Here is a 20647-nt window from a genome sequence, read left to right as displayed (position 1 = left end):
AAGGTTCGTGCGGACGTGCAAGCTGCATGTGTCGTGTCTCATACATGAGAATGAGACGTATTAAATATGTCGGACGGGATTTGGCCGTGACCATTGATGGATAAGGAGATTAATGCCTCAAGCCGCCGAAAGGTAGACACTCGATATCGATTTTTTGACAAAATTTGGTGAATTTGAAATATCATGGCTCACCTCCTTTCGACCGTCTCCGATGAAGGCCTTCCTGCTCAAGCGCTATCCGCTGGCGCGGGTGCCGCTGCCGCGCGAAGTGGCCGCCACCCTCGTGAATTACCGTCAAGGCGAACGCGTTGCCTGGCATCAGCATCGTCATGGCCAGCTCGTCTTTGCAGCCAAGGGCGTCGTCCGCGTGCTCACACCGGCCCGCACATGGACACTCCCGCCGTCGCGGGCGGTGTGGCTGCCGTCGGACGTCGATCACGAACTGCACGCCGTGGGCGACACCGCGCTATGCAGCGTCTATGTGGAGCCCGAGGTGTTTCCGTGGTCCTGGGAAGAACCGGCGGTCATCGCCGTGTCGGTGTTGCTGCGGGAGCTCGCGCTCACGGTGGTCGACGGGGCGGATACTTATACGGCCACGAGCCGCGCCGGGCTGGCCGCGTCGTTGCTGATGAAAGTGCTCGCGGAAACGCCGAGCCTCGCCGAGCCTGGTGTGCCCTTGCCACGCGACGAACGCCTGCTCAAGCTGTGCGAGCACATGATGAACGATCCCGCAAGCGATCTCACGCTGGACTTCTGGGGCGAGCAATTCGGCGCCAGCGGCCGTACGCTCGCGCGCCGGCTGCATGCCGAGACGGGGCTGACGTTCGTGGCCTGGCGGCAGCAGATGCGTGTCGCGGAAGCGATCACGCGCCTCGCGCTCGGCCAGTCGGTTGCGCAGGTGGCGAAGGATCTCGGGTATCGCAGCGCGAGCGCGTTCATCGTCATGTTCCGGCGGATCACCGGCGAATCGCCGCAGCGATATCTCGCGGCAGGTTGAGCGGCATGATTCGGACGGTCGGCGGTTCGGCGACATGACCGGCGGAAAACACGGAAATGGTGCAGTACCGATCGCAATCGAAGTATGCTGTGGCGCGGCACGGCCCGTGCGCGATACGCGTCGCGCAACGGACGGCCGACCCGCGCCGTGAGTCATCCGGCGACCAGAAAAACAGACTTCGCCGGGAGTGGGGACGGTCATCATGACCATGCTGCGTTCGTGGGGTGCGATTCTTTCGTTGCTGGCGCTCGTTGCGTGCGCCAGCCTTCCGCCGCAGGCCGATCGCGCGCCGACGCATGCGTTCACCGATACGGAACACACCCGCCTGGGCGCGGCGTTCCAGCAGCAGGCCAGCGCCCATCCCGGGCAGGATGCGTTCCATCTGCTGACCGATCCGGTCGATGCGCTGGATGCGCGCGTGCTGCTGGCCGACCGGGCCGACCGGTCGCTGGATCTTCAGTACTACATCTGGCACGACGACCTGACCGGACATGAACTGGCCGATGCGGTCATTCGCGCGGCCGATCGTGGCGTGCGCGTGCGCGCGCTGCTCGACGATCTCGGCACGAACGCGGACGACCGCAAGCTGCTCGAGATCAGTTCGCATCCGAACATCGAGATCCGGTTGTTCAATCCGGTGGCCACGCGCCGGTTCAAGAAAATCGGCACGGTGTTCGAGTTCGCGCGCGTCAACCGGCGCATGCACAACAAGGCGATGATCGCGGACAACCAGGTGGCGATCGTCGGTGGCCGCAATATCGGCGACGAGTACTTCGGCGCATCGTCGATGCTGGAGTTCGGCGATCTCGACGTCGTCGTCCACGGTCCGGCCGTGAAGGACATCTCGACCGAATTCGATACGTTCTGGAATTCTCCGTACGCGTATCCGATCGATGCGCTGGTCGGGCACGATGCGGCGCCGGGCGGGCTCGATCGCGAGCGCGAACGGCTGCGCGACTACCTGCGGGCGATGGAGGACAATCCGTACGTGCTCGAGGCCCGGCAGCGGCTCGACCAGATCGTGCATGGGCAGGGCACGGAACTGTCGTGGGGGCACGCGACGGTGCTGTACGACGATCCGTCGAAGATCGCGCATGCGCCGAAGGACGCCGACGGACACCTGATGCCGCAGCTGCGTGCGCTTGCATTGCAGCCTCGGCACGACCTGCTGATCGTGTCGCCGTATTTCGTGCCGGGCAAGGAGGCCGTCGAACGATTGCGGGCGCTCACGGCGCGCGGCGTGCGCGTGACGGTGCTGACCAACTCGCTTGCGTCGACCGACGTGGCGGCCGTGCATGCCGGCTACCGGCATTATCGAAGCGATCTGGTGAAGGCCGGCGTGCGGCTCTACGAGCGGCGGCCGTCGGGCGACAAGAGCATTTCGAAGCAGGTCATCATCGGCTCGTCGCGCGCGTCGCTGCACGCAAAGACCTACGTGTTCGATCACACGAGCATTTTCATCGGATCGATGAATCTCGATCCGCGCTCGTTGAACCTCAATACGGAGATCGGCGTTTACTGCGAGAGCCCGGCGATTGCGTCCCAGGTGGCGAACGATCTCGAAGCGCGACTCGACCGGATCGCGTGGCGTGTCGAGTCGCGCACCGATGCGGCCGGGCAGGGGCGGCTCAAGTGGATCCAGACCGATGCGGACGGGAAGGTCACCGAGATCGATCACGAGCCGGAGGTTTCAGCGGCGCGACGAATGGAAGTCTGGTTTCTGGGGTTGTTTCCGATCGAATCGCAACTGTGAGCGCCGCTCAGCGGCGCGGGCGGCCGAATCGTTCGATGACGGCCGCGAACTGCGTCGTCGCCGTTTCGATCGTCGCGTCGTCCAGCCCGGAATAGCCGAGCACGAAGCCGTTGTACGCGCGGCCCTCGCCGACGCGATAGCTGCTCAGCGGCTGCAGCAGCAGGCCATGCGCGGAGGCGGCGCGCGCGACTTCGGCGTCGTGCAGCGGCGCCGCGAGATCCGCCGACAGATGCATGCCGCCCGGGCTGTCACGCACGCTCAACACGGTGCCGAGGTGGCGCGCGAGGGCCGACTCGAGGCGGCTGCGCCGGTCGGCATAACGCGACTTCATCGTGCGCAGATGCCGTGCAAAGAGGCCGGTGTCGATGAATTCGGCCATCGCGAGCTGATCGGCCGAATGACCGCGATGGACGAAGCGGCGGTGAAAATCAGCGATTCGCTGCCGTCCGACAAGGACGAGGATCTGGCGCTTGCGGTGTGGACCGGAATACTGCCGCTGAAGATGGCGCGCGGCACACCGGTGCATGCGGACGGCGGCGTGCCCGTGCCGGACTACGTGCGGAGCTGGGCCGATTGATCGGCGGATCGCCCGACGGCAGCGCGGCATTCGCGCTACCGTCGGCGGGACTTACCCCGGATGATGCTCGTGCGACTCATGCTGCGGGTGGGATTCGGGCGGGTGCGGATGCGGCGCCGCCGCGTGCTCGGTTGCCGGTTGCCGAGGGCGCGGTGCCGCGTGTTCCTGCAGCGGCGCTTCGGCGTGCGGCTGCATCTCTTTGCGTTGCTGCTGCTGAGCCTCGTTGCGTCGCTGGGCATCCGCGCGTTGCTGCTGCGCTTCGTTGCGTTGCTGGGCGTCCGCGTGTTGTTGCTGCGCTTCGTTACGTTGCTGGGCCTGCGCGCGCTCCTGTTGTTGCGCTTCGTTGCGTTGCTGCAGCGCTTCGCGTTGCTGCGCCGCGTTATGCTGTTGCATTTCCTCGCGTTGTTGTTGCTGTGCTGCCGCATGATTTTCCTGCGCGGCTGCACGCTCCTGTTGCATCGCCTGCTGCCGCTTGTCGTGCGTCGTGCCGGACGGATGCTGCGCCGGTGCCACGGCATGTGGCGCATTCGCACGGTTCTGCGCGAATGCTTCTGGCGCGGGTCGCGTGCCGGGGCGCGCGTCGTTCGCGCCGAAGTGCGGCATCGTCATCGGCGCTGCGCCCGCGCGCGGCGCCATGGCCTGTCCGTGCATCGGTTCGGCACCCGGCTGTGCGGCATTGCGTTCGATCGTCGTGTTGTTGGTGGTGACGTTGCCGCCGTAGTTGTTCGTGATGCGCGTGTTGCGGATGTTGGTGATGTTGTTGATCACGGTGGTCGACTTCGTCACGTACGTGGTGTGGTTGTACACCACGGCCGGGCGCTGCCACCCGCCGTTCCACCTCGGGCCTTCCGGATGCGGTGCCCCCCAGTTCACGCCCCACGCATGCCAGCCCCAGTCGTGGTGTCCGAAGATCGCGGCGCCGACGGCGATGCCGACGCCGAACGTGATCACGCTGGCCGCCACGACTTCGCCGGTGCTGTATGCGGGCGGCCGGTAAACGTAGCCGGGGTAGGCCGATACCGGCTCGCCGTAGACGACGGTCGGGTTGTACGACGGCACGTACACGACATCCGGCTGCGCGGGCTCGATCTCGATCGCCTGCCCGGGCGGCGGCACGATCGCCGGCCCGGCGTACCCCACGGGCGCGTCGGTGGCCGGCGTATAGCCGGTCGGCGCGGCCCGCGCGACTTGCGTGACGCGTATCTGGCCGCCCGAGCGGAGATGGCCGGACGTCTGGGCGCGCTGGCGCATCACCTGGATCGCGTTCATCACGTCGGTCGGATCGTTGTAGTACGCCTGGCCGAGCGACGTGGTCCAGACCGGGTTCGACGCCATCTGCGACAGCACCGCGGGGAAGGCGGTCAGCGCCTTGACGGACGGGTCCCACGGCTGCGCATCGGCGGCGGCCGCGAGTGCCTGCCCCTTCAATGCCGGATTCTGCGTGACCCAATTGTTCGCGGCGCTCACCTGGTCCGGATACGTCGCACCCGCCAGCACCAGCGCGACGAGCTTGTCTGGGAACAGCGCGATCGGCGCGACCATCTGGTAGAGCTGGTCGGCGCTCGGCGGCGTGTAGGCAACGGGTGTCGAGGCCGGCTGCGCGGCCGCGGCCGCGCTTGCGTCGCTCGCCGGTGCGGCGGGGCTGCCGTCGCCGTTCTTGTTGCAGGCCGACAGGCCGAGCAGCGACACGATGAGGGACGAAGCGATCAACGTCCTGACGGGGCGGTGTGCACGTGTGTTGTTCATGTTGTTGTCCGTTCGGTGTGGAGGCAGCGTTGGCAGGCACGCGGGCTGCGCGATCGGCTTGAGCACCGTCCCGCGATCGTCCGCGCCTGCGCCGGCGGCAGCGGCCGGTGCAGGCGGCAAGATCGTGTTCGCATGATGGAAGTCCCGCGACGAATCGTCATATTCGGTTAAACGCACGACACCCGCGGAAGTTGTCGCAGCGTTGTGTAACAGTGTGTACCTTGCGGTCCGTAAGCGGGCGGGCACCCGGCGGGTAAGGAACCTGAAAGTTGCTGGCGCAACGATTGCAAGGTCGGCGCGCGTATCGTCCCGCCCGATGCTGCTTCGCGAGCTGACGCGGAATGCAGAAAACCCGCGACGGCTTGCACCTGTCGCGGGCTTTTACGCGGTTGCGTGCGGTCCCGGGCGCGCGCAACGACGCGCACGCGGAACCGCGTCGGTCATCGGCGCATCAGCGTGCGAAGTCCGACGTGCTCTGGATGAATGTATTCAGCTTCGAGATGTTCACGCTGCCGAAGCCCGTCGTCGCGTCCCAGCCGGCCTTCGCCTTGTAGCCGTACGTGCCGCTGCCGTTGTTGCCGGACGTGACGTCGTGCAGCAACGCCGCGTTGGACGGGAAGTACTTGTAGATGCTCGACGCGGGGAAGCCGAGCGCATTGTTGTTGGCCGACTGCAGCCGCGCCCAGATGCCCGTGAAGATCGGCGCGGCGAGGCTCGTGCCGCCTTCGTTGTTCAGGTAGCCCGAGCCCCACAGCGTGTCGGAGGTCTGGCCGTTCACGACGAGAATCGCGCCGGTGCGCAGGTCGGCGTCGAAGCCGACGTCGGGCAGCGCGCGCTTGGTCGAGCCGGTCAGGGTCGACGACTGCCACGTCGGCGCGGCCTCGTACTTGCTGTACCCGCCGCCCGTCGACCACACCGTGCCCGGCTGCCAGCTCGGATCGTTCCAGACGATCTCGCTGTTGTACGCGTTGGTCGACGTATTCGTGAACAGCGTCGTGCCGCCTACGGCGATCACGTACGGCGACGTGGCCGGTTCGCTCACCGTGTAGGTCGAGCGCGACGGCGTGCCGCTCGCGCATTCGTACGCGCCGTGGTCGCCGGCCGACACGGAGAAGGTCTGCCCCTGCGCGACCGCCTGTTTGAAGATGGTGTCGTCGGTGGCCTGCGAGCCCGTGCTGTTGGCGGACGATTCGCACACGCCGAGCGACACGTTGATCACCTTCGCGACGTTGTCGGTCACGGCCTTGTTGTAGGCGGCGGTGATCGCGGTGAGCGTCATCGACGGCGCCACGTAGAACACGACCTGCTTCACGGCACCGCCTGCCGAGCCGACGATCGACTGGCTGTCGAGGTTCCATTCGACGGTGCCGTCGGTGTCGGTGTACGAACTGCCGGACGGGCCGGTCTTCACGATGGCGCTTGCGATCGTGCCGAGGCCGTTGTTCGCCGCGAACGTATTGAGGTCGCTCACCGTCTGCGACAGGTCGCCTTCGGAGATGACGCCGACGGTGGTTTGCGACGCGTTCGGCACGCCGTCGCCGCCGTAGATCGACGAGAACTCGGTCGGGTTGTGCGGCACCGCCGACGCGCCGGCCGGAATCGTCAGGTTGCTGGTGTTGCCTTGCGGCTTGCTGCCCGCACCGGTATGCATCAGCTCGACGTTCTGCAGCCCGAGCACCGCACCCACGATGTTGCCGATCGCGTTCGGCACTTGCGCGGCATCGGTATTCGCATAGACGCTGCGGCCGTTGCGCGTGAAGCGCTTGAGCGTCGTGCGGAATGCGGACTTGACGGTCGCCGCGGTGCCGGACGCGGATACCAGCAGGCGGTTCGGCGCGACCACGATGTTCACGAAACCTTCCTTGCGCAGGTGCGCGACGACGGACGCGACCTGCTGGTCGGTCGGCGCATATTGCGCGGCGAACTGCGCCGGCGTGAGGAACTGCCTGTAGTGCGGCGAGCCGGGCGTATGCAGATCGCGCAGGTACTGGTCGAGTTGCGCCTCGTTGCGCAGGTTCAAGCCGAGCACGATGTCGACCGATTCGCCGGGCGCCATCTCGATGGCCGAGGCGGCAGCGGCGGCCGTGCTCGCGGCGGGCGCGCCGGCGGTACCGGCTTCGCTCTGCTGCACGAGCGGCAGGAATCCCTTGGTGCGGGTTTCCGTCCAGCCTGCCGCCGGTGCGGCATGGGCGGTCGCCATGCCGAACGAAGCGAATGCCGCGGCGGCGAGTGCGAGCTTGACGATGCGAATGTGCTTGTGTTTCTTGTCTGCAACCTGATTCATTTGAATTACCCCTCCGGTTGAACATCGAACGGCACGAACAACAACGGTCGACAGCGGTGCGGATCGTGCACCGCCGCTTGCTGCCGCATGCGTGCGGATGGCACGGACGCGACAGGGCCTTTCACCCGATCCGGAGAGATGGGTTTGCTCCGGGGGCGAAATACGGAAAACGCGATAACGGGAGGGCTGCGTCGCGCTGCGAGGCAGCCGCGCCGGACTGGATGCGGGCGGGATTGCTAGAGCAACAGTTTCGTTGTCCTGCTCATTTGATTCGATCCTTCGGCCCGCTGCCGGATGACAGCCGTCCAATGAGATGCATCGGGATATTGCATGCGCCGGTGTGCGAGAAAATCAGCCGGCGGCGAGCACTGCGGTGCGGCGGAAGCGAAAAAACGTAGAGCGGAATCGATTGCGTGGTGAGCAATCCGTCAGATTGCTTGCATCGGAAGTTATCAAGAACGAAAGCGCAGTGTCAAACTTTTTTTGATTATATGAAACAAAATTAAATCGAATAAAGCGCAATGATTTTGAAAAGATCGACGGCATTTTGTAATGATCGAAGTCGACAAGAAAGGTAATGCCGGAATCGATTCGTCGATCATTTCCGATTCGTTTCGTAATGGCCGGTTGCTATCGAGGAAATGCTCGAATGGCCGGCGGGTGTCGCGGGAGGTCGAATTCGAGAACGGCATTGCCGCGGGGCGAGGCGAGATGGCGCGACTGCCCGCCGTGCGCCTGGACGATCGCGCGCGCGACGAACACGCCGAGCCCGGATTCGACGAATCGTCGCGAACCTTCGTCTTCGATCCGGACGACGGCGCCCGCGGCGCGATCTTCGACGAAGAGCTTCAGCGTGGCCGGCGCGGAATGGCACCGCATGTCGTCGAGCAGCGCGAGAACGGCCTGCCGGATGCGCGCGCCGTCGCAGGTCACGACGGTTGCGTCGGTCGTCAGGTCGATGACGAACCCCGTTTCACGAAACGCTTCGCGGACCGAATCGATGGCACCGGCGATTTCGCGGTCGAGCGCCGTCGAGCACAGATCGAGCGTCAACCCCTCCGGCCGTTCGGCAACCTGAAGGTCGTCGACGAACCGGAACAGGTCGTCGACATGGTGAAGCAGCGCGTCGCTTGACGATGCGTCGGCTTCGTCGACGAGCCCCTTGATGGCTTCGAGCCGGGTTTCGAGTGCCCGGAGATGTTTCAGTTGATGGGTCATCGCATTGAAGTCCTCGATGAAGCGCGACAGGCCGGACATGCAGCCGTCGCGGGAAATCGCACGCGCCGACCGGTCGCCGGCGGCGATGCGGGCGGTGTCGGCGGCCATCGCGTCGAGTGCCGCGAGCGTACGGCGCATCTGCCGGAACAGGTCGAACGCGGCGGCCAGCAGGCACACGAACAGCACCGTCGCGAGCATCAGGTAAGTGGACGCGCTGCCGATCATCGTGCCGGCCGCTGCATCGTGCGGAAATGCCGCCGGGTGACGCGACGCGTAAAGCAGGAAGGCAACGGTGCAGGCGGTCAGCACGGCGACGATTGCGCCCAGGCCGATCGCCTGTCCGATTTGCCGGCCGGGCTTCGCCGGCAACGTCACTGCAGGCCCCGCAGCCGGTAGCCGACACCGCGCATCACTTCGGGCATGCCCGGTGCGCCGGCCTGTTCGAGCTTCTTGCGCAGCCGGCAGATGTGGCTGTCGACCGTGCGCTCCAGCGCGCTCACGTCGGCCATGCACGCCTCGAGCAGTTCGCCGCGTGTGAACACGCGGCTCGGCGATCGCGCCATGTGAGCGAGCAGCCGGAATTCCGTCAGCGTCAGCGTGATCGGTATCTCGGCGGAATCCGTCCGCACGCGGGCCAGATAGCTGTCGGTGTCGATCTCCAGGTCGCCGACGCGCAACATGAGCGCCGCCGGTGGCGCGGCCGACCGGCGCAGGATCGCGCGCAGCCGCGCGACGACTTCGGCCGGGTTGAACGGCTTGACGATGTAGTCGTCCGCGCCGGCGTGCAGCGCCTGCAGCCGGTCGAGGTCGCGGTCGAACGCGGTGAGGACGACGACGGGCGTGTTGCCGCGCCGCCGCAGCTCGGTGAGCACGTTCCAGCCGTTTTCCCGCGGCATCTTCACGTCGAGCAGGATCAGGTCGGGCTTCAGGTGCGGCTGTACGTCGAGCACCGCTTGCCCGTCGGCGACGCGGTAGGTGCGAAAGCCGTCGTGCGTCAGGTATGCATCGAGGATGTCGGAGATATCGGGTTCGTCTTCTGCAATCAGTATCAGGGAATTCGTCATGGGGTTCGCCGTGCGATGTCGAACAATCGGGGCAGCCCGTTGCCGGGCCGGATCGCGCCGTTCCGTCCCGCTGCCGCGCGGGATGGAGCGGCGCCGTTCGTTCAGTTCTGCACCACGCTCGCCGACGGTGCGACGTCCTTGTCCGTCAGGCCGCCGCCGAGCGCCTTGTACAGTGCAACGGCGTTGCCGAGCTCGCTGCGACGCAGGTCGAGCAGCGCCTGCCGTGCCGAGTAGAGCTGCCGCTGCGAATCGAGCAGTTCCAGCCGCCCCTCGACACCCGCGCGATAGCGCAGGTTCGACAGGTCGGTGCGGCGCTCGGCCGAGCCGACCACGCGCGTCTGCGCGTCGATCTGCCGTCCGAAGGTCTCGCGCCCGGCGATACCGTCGGCTACTTCGCGGAACGCGGTCTGGATCGAGCGTTCGTACTCGGCGACGGCACTCGACTTGCGCACTTCCGCGAGACGCAGCTCGGCGCGCAGGCGCCCGCCCTGGAAGATCGGCACCGTGACCTGCGGCGCGAAGTTCCACGTGCGTTGTCCGCCGTCGAACAGGCCGCCCATCGCCGGGCTGAGGAAGCCGATCGACGACGTCAGCGACAGGCGCGGGAAGAACGCTGCGCGTGCGGCGCCGATATCGGCATTGGCGGCGACGAGATTCTGTTCGGCCTGCTGGATATCAGGACGACGGAACAGCAGTTCGGACGGCAGACCGGCCGGCAGTTGCGTCATCACCGGTTGCTGCTGAAGCGGCACCGGCTCCGGCAGATCCTTCGGCAGATCGGTGCCGACCAGCAGGCGCAATGCGTTGCGTGCCTGCTCGACGGCGCGCGTGCGCGCTTCGAGATCGGCCGTGGCGCTCGCGACCTGGCCTTCGGCCTGTGCGATGTCGACGCCGCTCGCCTGATGCGCATCCTTCAGGCGGCGCGCGAGGTCGAGCGACTGTCGCCAGTCGGCGAGGGTGCGCTCGGACAATTGGCGTTGCTCCTGCGCGAGGCGTTCCGCGAAGTACGCGTCCGCGACGCCGCCGACCAGCGAGATCTGCACCGCGCGGCGGCCATGATCGGTTGCGAGGTAGCGCGCAAACGCCGCATCCGACTGCGACTTCACGCGACCGAACAGGTCGATCTCGAACGCGCTGATGCCGACGTTCACGCCGTACTGGTTCTGCGTCGTGCCGAACAGCGGCGGACTCGACTGCGTGTCGTCCGACGTACGCTGGCGCGTGAAGCTCGCGCCGGCGCCGATCGACGGCAGGCGCGCGGAACGCTGGACGCCGTACTGCGCTTCGGCGGCCTCGACGTTCAGCGCCGCGACGCGCAGGTCGCGGTTGTTCTCGAGCGCGAGCTCGATCAGGCGCTGCAGGCGGCGATCGCCGAACATCGTGCGCCAGCCGAGATCGGCGGCGTTGGCCTGGAGGTCGGCGGCCGCGGCGGCCGTGTAGGCCGTCGGCACCGGCATCGAGGGCTTGACCAGCGTCGGTGCGAGCGAGCAGGCCGACAGGGCGAGGACGAGGGGGAGAATGAGCAATCGCATGGCATCAACCTTCCTGTCCGTGAGTCGGGGCGGCCGGCTGCTTGCGGGAAGCCCGCCATGCGCCGATGCGCTCCTGGATGCTCGTCACGAACACAAAGAAAACAGGGACGAAGAAAATGGCCAGCACCGTGGCGGTCACCATGCCGCCGAACACACCGGTACCGATCGCGTGCTGCGTTTCGGCGCTGGCGCCGGTCGCGATCATCAGCGGCACGACACCGAGGCCGAACGCGAGCGAGGTCATCAGGATCGGGCGCAGGCGCAGCTTCGACGCCTGCACGGCCGCTTCGACGAGCCCCTTGCCTTCCTCGCGCAGCTGCTTCGCGAATTCGACGATCAGGATGGCGTTCTTCGCGGACAAGCCGATCACGGTGATCATCCCGACCTTGAAGAACACGTCGTTCGGCAGGCCGCGCAGCAGCACCGCCCCGATCGCGCCGATCAGGCCGAGCGGCACCACCAGCATCACCGACAGCGGGATCGACCAGCTTTCGTACAGCGCGGCGAGCACGAGGAACACGACGATCATCGACAGCACCATCAGCATCGGCGCCTGCGACGCCGACTGGCTTTCCTGCAGCGATTGGCCGGTCCACTCGACCGCGAAGCCCGGCGGCAGTTGCGCGGCGAGACGCTCCATCTCGGCCATGGCCGCGCCGCTCGACTGGCCCGGTGCGGCGTTGCCCGAGATCCGCGCGGACGGGTAGCCCTTGAAGCGCACCATCTGCAGCGGCGTCTCGGCCCATACCGGGCGAACCACTTCGGACAGCGGCACCATGCCGCCGGCCGCGTTGCGCACGTACAGCTTCATCACGTTGTCGATCTGCATGCGCGCCGGCGCGTCGGCCTGGATGATCACCTGCTGCATGCGGCCCGCGTTCGGGAAGTCGTTCACGTAGGTCGAACCCATCGCGGTCGACAGCGTGTCGCTGAGCGTCGTGAACGACACGCCGAGCGCTTGCGCCTTCGCACGGTCGATTTCGAGGCGGATGCTCGTGCCGGCAGGAAGGCTGTCCGGGTACACGCCCGCCACGACCTTGCTTTGCGCGGCGAGTTCGAGCAGCTTGACTTCCGCCGCCTTGAGCGCCGCCGCGCCCTGGTTGGCACGGTCTTCCAGACGCATCGAGAAGCCGGAGCTGTTGCCGAGTTCGTCGATCGCCGGCGGCAGCAGGCTCATCACCGTGCCTTCGGTCACGCCGGCCATCGCTTGCTGCGCGAGCATGCCTTCCTCGAGGGTCGACGCGCCGCCCCGGTTCTTCCAGTCCTTCATCACGGACCAGTTGATCGCCGCGTTCGGACCTTGCCCCGAGAAGCCGTAGCCGATCACGGAAATGCTCGACTGGATTGCCGGACGCGAGGCAAGATGCTTCTCCAGCGTCTCGACCACGTCGTGCGTACGTTCGGCGGTAGCGTCCGCGGGCAGCAGAAAGCTGGTGATGAAGTAACCCTGGTCCTCGTCCGGCAGGAACGACGACGGCAGGCTGCGGAAGCCGAACACCAGGGCGCCGGAGATCGCGACGAACACCAGCATCACCCGGCCCGTGCGGCCGACCAGGCGGCCGACGCGCGTCTCGTACCATTTCGTCAGGCGATCGAAGCGGCGGTTGAACCAGCCGAAGAAGCCGCGTTTCTCGTGATGGCCCGGTTCGAGCGGCTTGAGCATCGTCGCGCACAGGGCCGGCGTGAGCGTCAGCGCCAGCAGCGCCGAGAACAGGATCGACACGGCCATCGACATCGTGAACTGCTGGTAGATCACGCCGACCGAGCCGCTCGCCATCGCCATCGGCAGGAACACCGCGGTCAGCACCAGCGTGACGCCGATGATCGCGCCGGTGATTTCCTTCATCGCCTTCGAGGTCGCGTCCTTCGGCGACAATCCTTCCTCGGCCATCAGGCGCTCGACGTTCTCGACGACGACGATCGCATCGTCGACGATGATGCCGATCGCGAGCACCATGCCGAACATCGTCAGCACGTTGATCGAGAAGCCGGTCATCAGCATCACCGTGAACGTGCCGAGCATCGCGACCGGCGCGACGATGGCCGGAATCAGCGTATAGCGCACGTTCTGCAGGAACAGGTACATCACGAGGAACACGAGCACCATCGCTTCGAGCAGCGTGTGCAGCACCTTCTCGATCGAGATCTTCACGAACGGCGACGTGTCGAGCGGAATCGAGTAGGTCATGCCGGACGGCATCGACTTGCTCAGTTCGGCCATGCGCGCACGGATCGCGTCCGCGGTCTTCACCGCGTTGGCGCCCGGTGCGAGCTGCACGCCGGCGAGGGTGGCCGGCTTGTTGTTCTCGCGGCTCACGAACGTGTAGTTCTGCGAGCCGAGTTCGATGCGTGCGACGTCGCCGAGCACGACTTTCGAGCCGTCCGCGTTCGCGCGCAGCACGACCTTCGCGAACTCCTCCGGCGTCGTGAGCTGGCCCTGCGCGATGAGCGGCACGGTCACGCGCTGGCCCGGCAGCGCGGGCAGCGCACCGAGGCTGCCCGGCGCGATCTGCACGTTCTGCTGGCCGATCGCGGTCGTCAGGTCGCTCATCGACAGGCCGAAATTGATCAGCTTCTGCGGATCGACCCAGATGCGCATCGCGCGTTCGGAGCCGAACTGCAGCACCCGCCCGACGCCGTCGATTCGCCGCAGTTCCTCGGACACGCTGCGCGCCATGTAGTCGGCGAGCGCTCCTTCGTCGAAGCGGCCGTTGTCGGAGCGCAGGCCGATCAGCATCAGGAAGCCGGACGACGCCGATTCGACGATCAGCCCGTTCTGGCGCACGGCCGCCGGCAGGCGCGGCTCGACCGACTTGATCTTGTTCTGCACGTCGACCTGCGCCATCTCCGGGTTGGTACCGGGCTTGAACGTCACGGTGATCTGCGCGGAGCCGGACGTATCGGCCGACGATTCGAAGTAGAGCAGGTTCCTGACGCCGGACAGTTCGCGTTCGATGAGGCTCAGCACGCCGTCGTTCATCGTCTGCGGCGTGGCGCCCGGGTAGTTCGCGGTGATCGTGACGGACGGCGGCGCGACCGACGGGTAGCGCGCGACCGGCAGTTGCGGGATCGCGATCAGCCCCGTCAGGATGATGAAGAGCGCGATCACCCACGCAAACACCGGGCGTCGGATAAAGAATTCAGCCATGACTGTTGGCTCCTCGTGACTCAGCGCGCGGACGCGGTGGTGGCCGCGTCGGGCGACTTCCAGTCGGTCGCGGCGGCCGGCGCGCCGTCGATCAGGCGTTCCATGCCTTCGACGACGATCTTCTGGCCGGCCTGCAGGCCCGACTTGATGCGGTAGCTGCGGTTCGTCAGCTCGCCGACCTCGACGGCCTTCAGATGCGCGGTGCCCTTCGCGTCGAGCACCCACACCTGCGGCTTGCCGCCCGCGCGCACGACCGCCTGTTGCGGCACCATCACCGCGCTGGCGTAGTGCGCGCGCGGAATGCGGGCACGCACGTACATGCCCGGCAGCAGCTGGCGTTTCGGGTTGTCGACCAGCACGCGCAGCAGCACGTCGCCGGTGCCCGGATCGACGTTGACGCCCGAGAACAGCATGCGTCCCTTCACGTCGAAGCGCGTGTCGTCGTCGCGCAGCACGTCGACCGGCAGGCCGTTGCCGGTCGCGCCCGGCTGCGCGGCAAGCGCGCCGCGCAGCGATTCGAGCGACGCGGCCGGCTGGCGCACGTCGACGTAGACCTGGTCGATCTGCTGGATGCGCGCCATCGGCTGGCTGTCGGTGCTCGACACCAGCGCGCCTTCGGTCACGAGCGCCTGGTCGATGCGGCCGGCGATCGGCGCCTCCACGGCGGCGAATTTCAGGTCGAGCTGGCGGCGCGCGAGCGTCGCGCGGGCCTGCGCGACGTCGGCGGCGGCCTGGTCGCGTTGCGACACGGCGTCGTCGTACACCTGGCGGCTGATCGCATCGGCCTCGACGAGCGGCTTGAAGCGCGCGGTCTGCACCTTCGCGCGTTCGAGCGCGGCCTGCGCGCGCTGCAGCGACGCGGCGGCCGTGTCCATGTCGGCCTTGAACGGCGCCGGATTGATCTGGAACAGCGGCTGGCCCGCGCGCACCTCGGTGCCTTGTTCGAACAGCCGGCGCTGGACGATGCCGCTGACCTGCGGGCGGATCTCGGCGATCCGCACGGCCGCGACGCGGCCCGGCAGGTCTTCGCTCACGTCGAGGGGCGCGGCCGCGAGCGTCATCGCCGCAACCGGGATGGCCGGTGCGGCGGCCTGCTGATCGGCGGGTCCGCACCCCGCCAGTACTGCCGCCGCCAGCGCGCATACCGCGCTGTAGCAGCATCGTTTCTGATTCTTCATGGCGACTCCAGGAAATGCAGGCAGTCCATTGCCTGCTTTGACGGAGCGGAGTGTGCGTGGATTAGTTGGCGTCTTTTATGCGGAAAGATGGAGATTCGATGGAGCCGGCGAAAGGAACCGAAAAGAGGGGGCGTGCGTCGCGACGGTCGAACGAATGGGGGCGGGGCGGTATCCTGCGTGCGGTGGTGCCGGCAATCCGCACGTTGACGCAGTCAACGAGGAGCGATCGCGGCCTGGCGAGCTACGCTGGCCGTCAGCCGAAAGACACGGCAGTCTGACGGCCAGTCGGACGCCGCGGTGTTCGGGCTCGATGCGCGCGATGGCTTGCGCCGGTTCGTGAAGACCGAACCGGCGGGGGCGCTGGGCGAATGGAGTGGCGAGGAGGTGCGGCTGCACCGGCTCGCGACGACAAGGCTGCCGCGCCCACGGCGGCTGGATGTCGCGCAGGCGGCGGGGCGCGAGCGGATGCTGCTGAATGCGGTGCGCGGCGACAACCTCGAACTGGCGCGACTCGCGCCGGCCGCGAAGATGACGATCGTTATCGACGTGTTGAAAGGCCGCGCACGAATCGCTCCTCCTATCCGTGCGCTATCCATATTTCGTAGTACTCCTGCTGTTTTTACACGAATTCTCGCATTTGCTACGCATTCCCCGCGTCAGTCGCGATCCCGCCAGGCATTGGCGAAACGAAGGCCGTCGCCGAGCGTGCACTGGAACACCTGGGCCGGCGCGACGGGCTGGTACGTCGTGGGCGAAAGCGAGCGCACCGTTACCGTCGCGCTTTCGTCCTGCATCACGCGATACTGGATCAGCTCGAGCACCGTCGCGCCGCTCGGCTGGACGGTCAGGTGCTGGTTGGCGAACGCGAGCGTATTGCCGCCGATTTCCATGAAATCGCGTATCGCGAAACCGCCTGATACGGTGGGTACGGGTGCCCGGGTTGCGGCTTGCTGCGCGTTCTGGCACTGGTTCGGCGAGAAGATCGCGGTGACCGTCACGCCCGCAAAGAGCCGCGTGCGCAGCTGGCGATACGAATTGGCGCTGTCCGGTTGGGGGCTCGCGGCCGTTGCCGCGAGGCTGGTTGCCGCGCCGGCGGCAACCAGAACAATGGCGAAGCGACTCAGCATTTTCCTGTCTCCGTGCGATGAAACCAACGGCACCATAGCACGGAGCGTTCGCATTGATCAGACGTTGACGCGTAGTCGCGCTACGGTCTGGCACCGGCTTTACGCAGCGCATCCGCGGCATCGGTGTTGTCGTGCGTCAGCGCGAGCTGCAGCAGCGACTGGCCGCGCCGGTCGACATGGTTCGGATTCGCGCCGTGCGCGACGAGCAGCGGAATCAGTTCGAAGCGATTGAACAGCGTCGCGAATCCCAGTGCGGTTTCGCCGGCGCCGTTCGTCTGGTCGATCGGGCAGCGCGTGTCGATCAGGCGGCGGGCGATGTCGGGTTCGTTCTTGAAGAGCGCACCCATCAGCGCCGTATTGCCGTGTCGATCGCCGATGCACGCGTTGGCGCCGGCCGACAACAGGTAGTCGAGTGCGGCGGGCTGGCCGTCGTACGACGCGAGTATCACGGCCGTAAAGCCGCGGCTGTCGGTGGTGTCGACGGGATACCCGGCGTCGTGCAACGCGCGCAGGATGTCGACGCGGCCGACGCGGGCGGCGTCGAACCAGTCGCCGTCGTAGCGGCGCAGTGCGGCGGGATCGGCCTTGCCGTACGCCGGCCGGTCGGGCAGGTGCGCGCAGCCGGCGATCGCGGCCAGCGCCAGCGCCGTCGCCGCCACGCGAACCGCATGGATGAAGCGTGTTGATCGCATGAGGATGTCCTGATGAAGAAGTCGGGCCGGCGTGCGCGGCACCACCGCGCACGCCAGGCTGCGACCGGCGTCGCGGGATCAGTTGTCGCTCAGTTTCGCCGCAAGCGACTGCACCTGCTGAACGTTCGCGTGAACGGCCTGCGCGAGCCGCGTGCCGTAGTCGGCATCGGCCTTGTAGAAGTACGACAGCATCGCGTACTGGTTATGCGCGTTCTTCACCTGGCCGAGATCGCCGGACAGCGCGGTGACGAGGTCGTCCTTGTCCTGCTGCGACAGGCTGCGGTAGTACTCGCCGGCTTGACGGAACAACAGCTTCTTGTGGATCGCTTCCTGTTGCGTCGTGCCGCTGAGCGGCGTGCGGACCGACTTGTACTGCGGATCCTGCGCAAGCTCGTTCAGCGTCGACGGCTCGTAGTTCACCTCGCCCTTGCGATCGCCGAAATTCATCTTGCCGTCCTGGTTGTTGTTGACCACCGGCACGACGGGGCGGTTGATCGGCAGGTCCATGTAGTTCGCGCCGAGACGGTACATCTGCGTGTCGGCATACGCGAACAGGCGATCCTGCAGCATCCGGTCTTCGGACGGCTCGATGCCCGGCACGAGCCGCGACGGCGCGAACGCCGATTCCTCGGTTGACTGGAAGTAGTTGTCGGGCACGCGATTGAGCGTCATCGTGCCGATCTTGCGTTCAGGTACGCCGGTCCACACCTTCGTATCGTCCAGCGCGTCGAAGTCGAAGCGGTTCAGGTCCTTCGGCGTGAGCACCTGCACGTACAGATCCCACTTCGGGAAATCGCCTTGCTTCAGCGCGCCGTACAGGTCGTTCGTCATCATGTTCCAGTCGTGCCCGATCGACGCAGCGATCTCTTGCGGACGCAGGCCGTGCACGCCTTGCTGGCTCTTCCAGTGGAACTTCACGTAGTGCACGTCGCCCTGCGCATTGACGAACTTGAACGCATGCACCGCGAAGCCGTCCATGCGGCGGTACGAATCGGGCATGCCCGCGTCCGTGTACAGCATCGTCAGCATGTGGGTCGCTTCGGGCGTATGGGCGAAGAAGTCGAACGCGAGGTTCGGGTCCTGCACGCCGGTCACGGCGCTCGGCTTGTTCGCGTGAACGAAGTCGGGGAACTTGATGCCGTCGCGAATGAAGAACACGGGCCAGTTGATGCCGACCATGTCCCAGTTGCCCTGCTGCGTATAGAACTTCACCGCGAAGCCGCGCGGATCGCGTGCCTGTTCGGGCGAGCCGCGATAACCCATCACGGTCGAGAAGCGCACGAACACCGGCGTGCGGGTGCCGGGCGTGAAGACTTTCGCTTTCGTCAGGTCGGAGATGTCGGCGCTCGGCACGAACTCGCCGAATGCCCCGGTGCCGCGCGCATGCACGACGCGTTCCGGAATGCGCTCGCGATCGAAGCGCTGCAGTTTCTCGATGAGCGCGGAGTCCTGCAGCAGCACGGGGCCGGCGGGGCCGGCCGTCTGCGAATTCTGGTTGTCGCCGACGGGCGCGCCCGTGTCGCGCGTGAGTTCGGCGGCATACGGGGAAGCGGAGAGGGCAACGCAGATCGCGGCGACTGCGTGCCGCAGCGCACGATGAGAGGATGAGGACATGACGATGGAACTCCTTGAATCCGATCGGTGGTGGGGAAGCCGACTGAATTAGAAGATATCGTCAGATGATTGGCTAATTGATATTCGATATGTTTTCGATAGCCGCGGTGTCGAAGCGGCGCGGGCCCGCTCGTTGCGGACGAACCGAACCGGTATTGTTGCGCGCGCAATGGGTTGTTGCGGCGCGCGTGATGCGGCGACCGTGCGTCACGCGCGCTGGCGCCGTCACCCTGCGTTTGCCTGCCAGCCGAGCCCAAGGCTCTTCTGCACCGACACGTAGTCCTTGATCAGTTCGGCTTGCCCGGCAATCACGTTCTGCTGCGCGGACAGCGCTTCGCGTTGCGTATCGAGCAGGTCGATCATCGACGCGACGCCCGCACGATAGCGCTCGTCCATCAGCGAGCGCGAATGCACGGCCGATGTCTGCACCTTCGTCAAGGCGACGACGTGCTCGCGCTGGTGTCCATAGCGCTGCAATGCGGTGTTGGCATCCTGTAATGCGCCGAGCACGGCCTTCTGATAATTCGCTTCCGCTTCGTCGCGCGACGCTTCGGCTGCCCGTACCGCGCCGCGCGTGCGACCGAAGTCGAGGATGTTCCATTGCAGGTACGGCGCACCGACCCACGTGAAATTCTGCTTGCGGAACAGGTGCCCCGGGTCCGCCGCGCTGAAGCCGAGATCGCCGAGCAGCGTCACCTTCGGGAAATAGTCGGCCACATGCTCGCCGATCTGCGCATTGCTCGACGCGAGCCGGCGCTCGGCCGCGCGAATGTCGGGGCGTTGCTTGAGCAGCGTGGCCGGATCGCCGATCGCGACGTTGCCGGGCAGCGTCGGCAGCGGCACATCCGCGCTCGACAGCGCGGCATCGAGCGCGCCGGGCGCGCGGCCCGTCAGGATCGCGAGCCGGTCGAGCGACTCCGTCACCTGCGCGTCGAGCGGGATCAGCGACGCGCGCGTGTTCTCGACCTGCGTCGTCAGGCGTTCGATGTCCGCATCGGCCGCGACGCCGCGCGCGCGGCGCTGCTGCGTGAGTTCGAGCATCTTCTGCTGCAACCCGGCGGTTTGCCGCGACAGCGCAAGCCGCTGCTGCTGGTCGCGCAGGTCGACGTACGCATTGGCGACTTCGGCTGCGATCGACACCTGTGTATCGGCGAGGTCGGCATCCACTGCTTCGGCCTGTGCGGACGCGGCTTCGACCGCGCGGCGCGTACCGCCGAACAGGTCGATTTCCCAGGTTGCGTCGAAGCCCGCCGAATAGAGCTGCAGCGGGCCCGAGCCGCCCAGCGACGGCGACGTGCCGCCCGACGGGTTCGAGCCGTTCGACGGCAGCAGCGAACCGAGCGCGCTGATATCGGGTTCGCGCATGCGGACGGCCGCGGCGGTGGCCGACGCTTTCGGCAACTGGGCCGCACGCTGTTGCGAGAGCTGTGCACGCGATGCACGCAAGCGTGCCTGGGCCGCGTGCAGATCGGGGTTGAAGACGAGCGCGGCGGTGATCAGCTCGTCGAGCTGGCGGTCGTTCAGCGCGCGCCACCACGCGCTCGGGGCGGGCGCGGCGGTGTCGACGCCGGCGGCAGGCGCGCGCACGAACGTCGGCGCATCGGGGGCGGCGGGTGCGCCGCGATAGTCGGGGCCGACCGTGCAGCCGGCGAGCAGGCACGCGGCCGCGCACAGCGTGAGTGCGGGGCGGCGGGGCGGGAAGAAGGGTTTCATCGCG

General features: G+C 66.7%; 15 protein-coding genes. 3 read left to right on the top strand and 12 right to left on the bottom strand.

Features of this window, described 5'->3' with window-relative positions; translation table 11 throughout:
* Positions 1-211: 211 nt before the first annotated feature.
* Positions 212-997, top strand: coding sequence for a helix-turn-helix transcriptional regulator (locus G3N62_RS07385; protein ID WP_034185749.1), 786 nt, complete (start codon positions 212-214; stop codon positions 995-997).
* Between the two features lie 202 nt (positions 998-1199).
* Positions 1200-2750, top strand: coding sequence for a phospholipase D family protein (locus G3N62_RS07380; RefSeq protein WP_124668828.1), 1551 nt, complete (start codon positions 1200-1202; stop codon positions 2748-2750).
* 7 nt (positions 2751-2757) lie between these two features.
* Here the strand turns inward: G3N62_RS07380 and G3N62_RS07375 are convergent, their stop codons facing one another.
* On the bottom strand, positions 2758-3129 hold the full coding sequence (locus G3N62_RS07375) for a hypothetical protein (RefSeq protein ID WP_034185751.1): 372 nt from the start codon (positions 3127-3129) through the stop codon (positions 2758-2760).
* Between the two features lie 42 nt (positions 3130-3171).
* Here G3N62_RS07375 and G3N62_RS07370 point away from each other — a divergent pair, with 42 nt between their 5' ends.
* On the top strand, positions 3172-3327 hold the full coding sequence (locus G3N62_RS07370) for a hypothetical protein (protein WP_241013001.1): 156 nt from the start codon (positions 3172-3174) through the stop codon (positions 3325-3327).
* Between the two features lie 51 nt (positions 3328-3378).
* Here G3N62_RS07370 and G3N62_RS07365 read toward each other — a convergent pair whose 3' ends face one another.
* The 11 genes from G3N62_RS07365 to G3N62_RS07315 form a co-directional block, all read right to left on the bottom strand.
* Positions 3379-5073: a DUF3300 domain-containing protein gene (locus G3N62_RS07365; protein ID WP_124668829.1), complete on the bottom strand. Its 1695-nt coding sequence runs from the start codon at positions 5071-5073 to the stop codon at positions 3379-3381.
* A gap of 451 nt (positions 5074-5524) precedes the next feature.
* Positions 5525-7357: a S53 family peptidase gene (locus G3N62_RS07360; protein ID WP_034185753.1), complete on the bottom strand. Its 1833-nt coding sequence runs from the start codon at positions 7355-7357 to the stop codon at positions 5525-5527.
* Positions 7358-7987: 630 nt separating this feature from the next.
* On the bottom strand, positions 7988-8950 hold the full coding sequence (locus tag G3N62_RS35900) for a hypothetical protein (RefSeq protein WP_241012999.1): 963 nt from the start codon (positions 8948-8950) through the stop codon (positions 7988-7990).
* The gene (locus G3N62_RS07350) at positions 8947-9639 is read right to left on the bottom strand and encodes a response regulator (protein ID WP_124668830.1); all 693 of its coding nucleotides are present in this window, start codon (positions 9637-9639) and stop codon (positions 8947-8949) included. The genes G3N62_RS35900 and G3N62_RS07350 overlap by 4 nt, the downstream gene beginning before the upstream one ends.
* Positions 9640-9740: 101 nt before the next feature.
* Positions 9741-11171: an efflux transporter outer membrane subunit gene (locus G3N62_RS07345; RefSeq protein ID WP_124668831.1), complete on the bottom strand. Its 1431-nt coding sequence runs from the start codon at positions 11169-11171 to the stop codon at positions 9741-9743.
* A 4-nt stretch (positions 11172-11175) separates the two neighbouring features.
* Entirely contained in the window at positions 11176-14319 is a 3144-nt protein-coding gene (locus G3N62_RS07340) for an efflux RND transporter permease subunit (RefSeq protein ID WP_124668832.1), read from the bottom strand.
* 20 nt (positions 14320-14339) lie between these two features.
* The gene (locus G3N62_RS07335; RefSeq protein WP_124668833.1) at positions 14340-15497 is read right to left on the bottom strand and encodes an efflux RND transporter periplasmic adaptor subunit; all 1158 of its coding nucleotides are present in this window, start codon (positions 15495-15497) and stop codon (positions 14340-14342) included.
* Positions 15498-16153: 656 nt separating this feature from the next.
* On the bottom strand, positions 16154-16624 hold the full coding sequence (locus G3N62_RS07330) for a VirK family protein (protein ID WP_049034301.1): 471 nt from the start codon (positions 16622-16624) through the stop codon (positions 16154-16156).
* An 80-nt stretch (positions 16625-16704) separates the two neighbouring features.
* A complete protein-coding gene (locus G3N62_RS07325) occupies positions 16705-17316 on the bottom strand; it encodes an ankyrin repeat domain-containing protein (protein WP_124668834.1) in 612 nt (203 codons plus the stop codon).
* Between the two features lie 78 nt (positions 17317-17394).
* Positions 17395-18930: a catalase gene (locus G3N62_RS07320; protein ID WP_059558385.1), complete on the bottom strand. Its 1536-nt coding sequence runs from the start codon at positions 18928-18930 to the stop codon at positions 17395-17397.
* A gap of 225 nt (positions 18931-19155) precedes the next feature.
* Positions 19156-20643: an efflux transporter outer membrane subunit gene (locus G3N62_RS07315; RefSeq protein WP_034185761.1), complete on the bottom strand. Its 1488-nt coding sequence runs from the start codon at positions 20641-20643 to the stop codon at positions 19156-19158.
* Positions 20644-20647: the final 4 nt, after the last annotated feature.

The sequence above is a fragment of the Burkholderia sp. Tr-20355 genome, assembly GCF_017104685.1.
In the GTDB taxonomy this organism is placed as follows: domain Bacteria; phylum Pseudomonadota; class Gammaproteobacteria; order Burkholderiales; family Burkholderiaceae; genus Burkholderia; species Burkholderia seminalis.
This window is presented reverse-complemented; position numbering and strand designations above follow the sequence as displayed.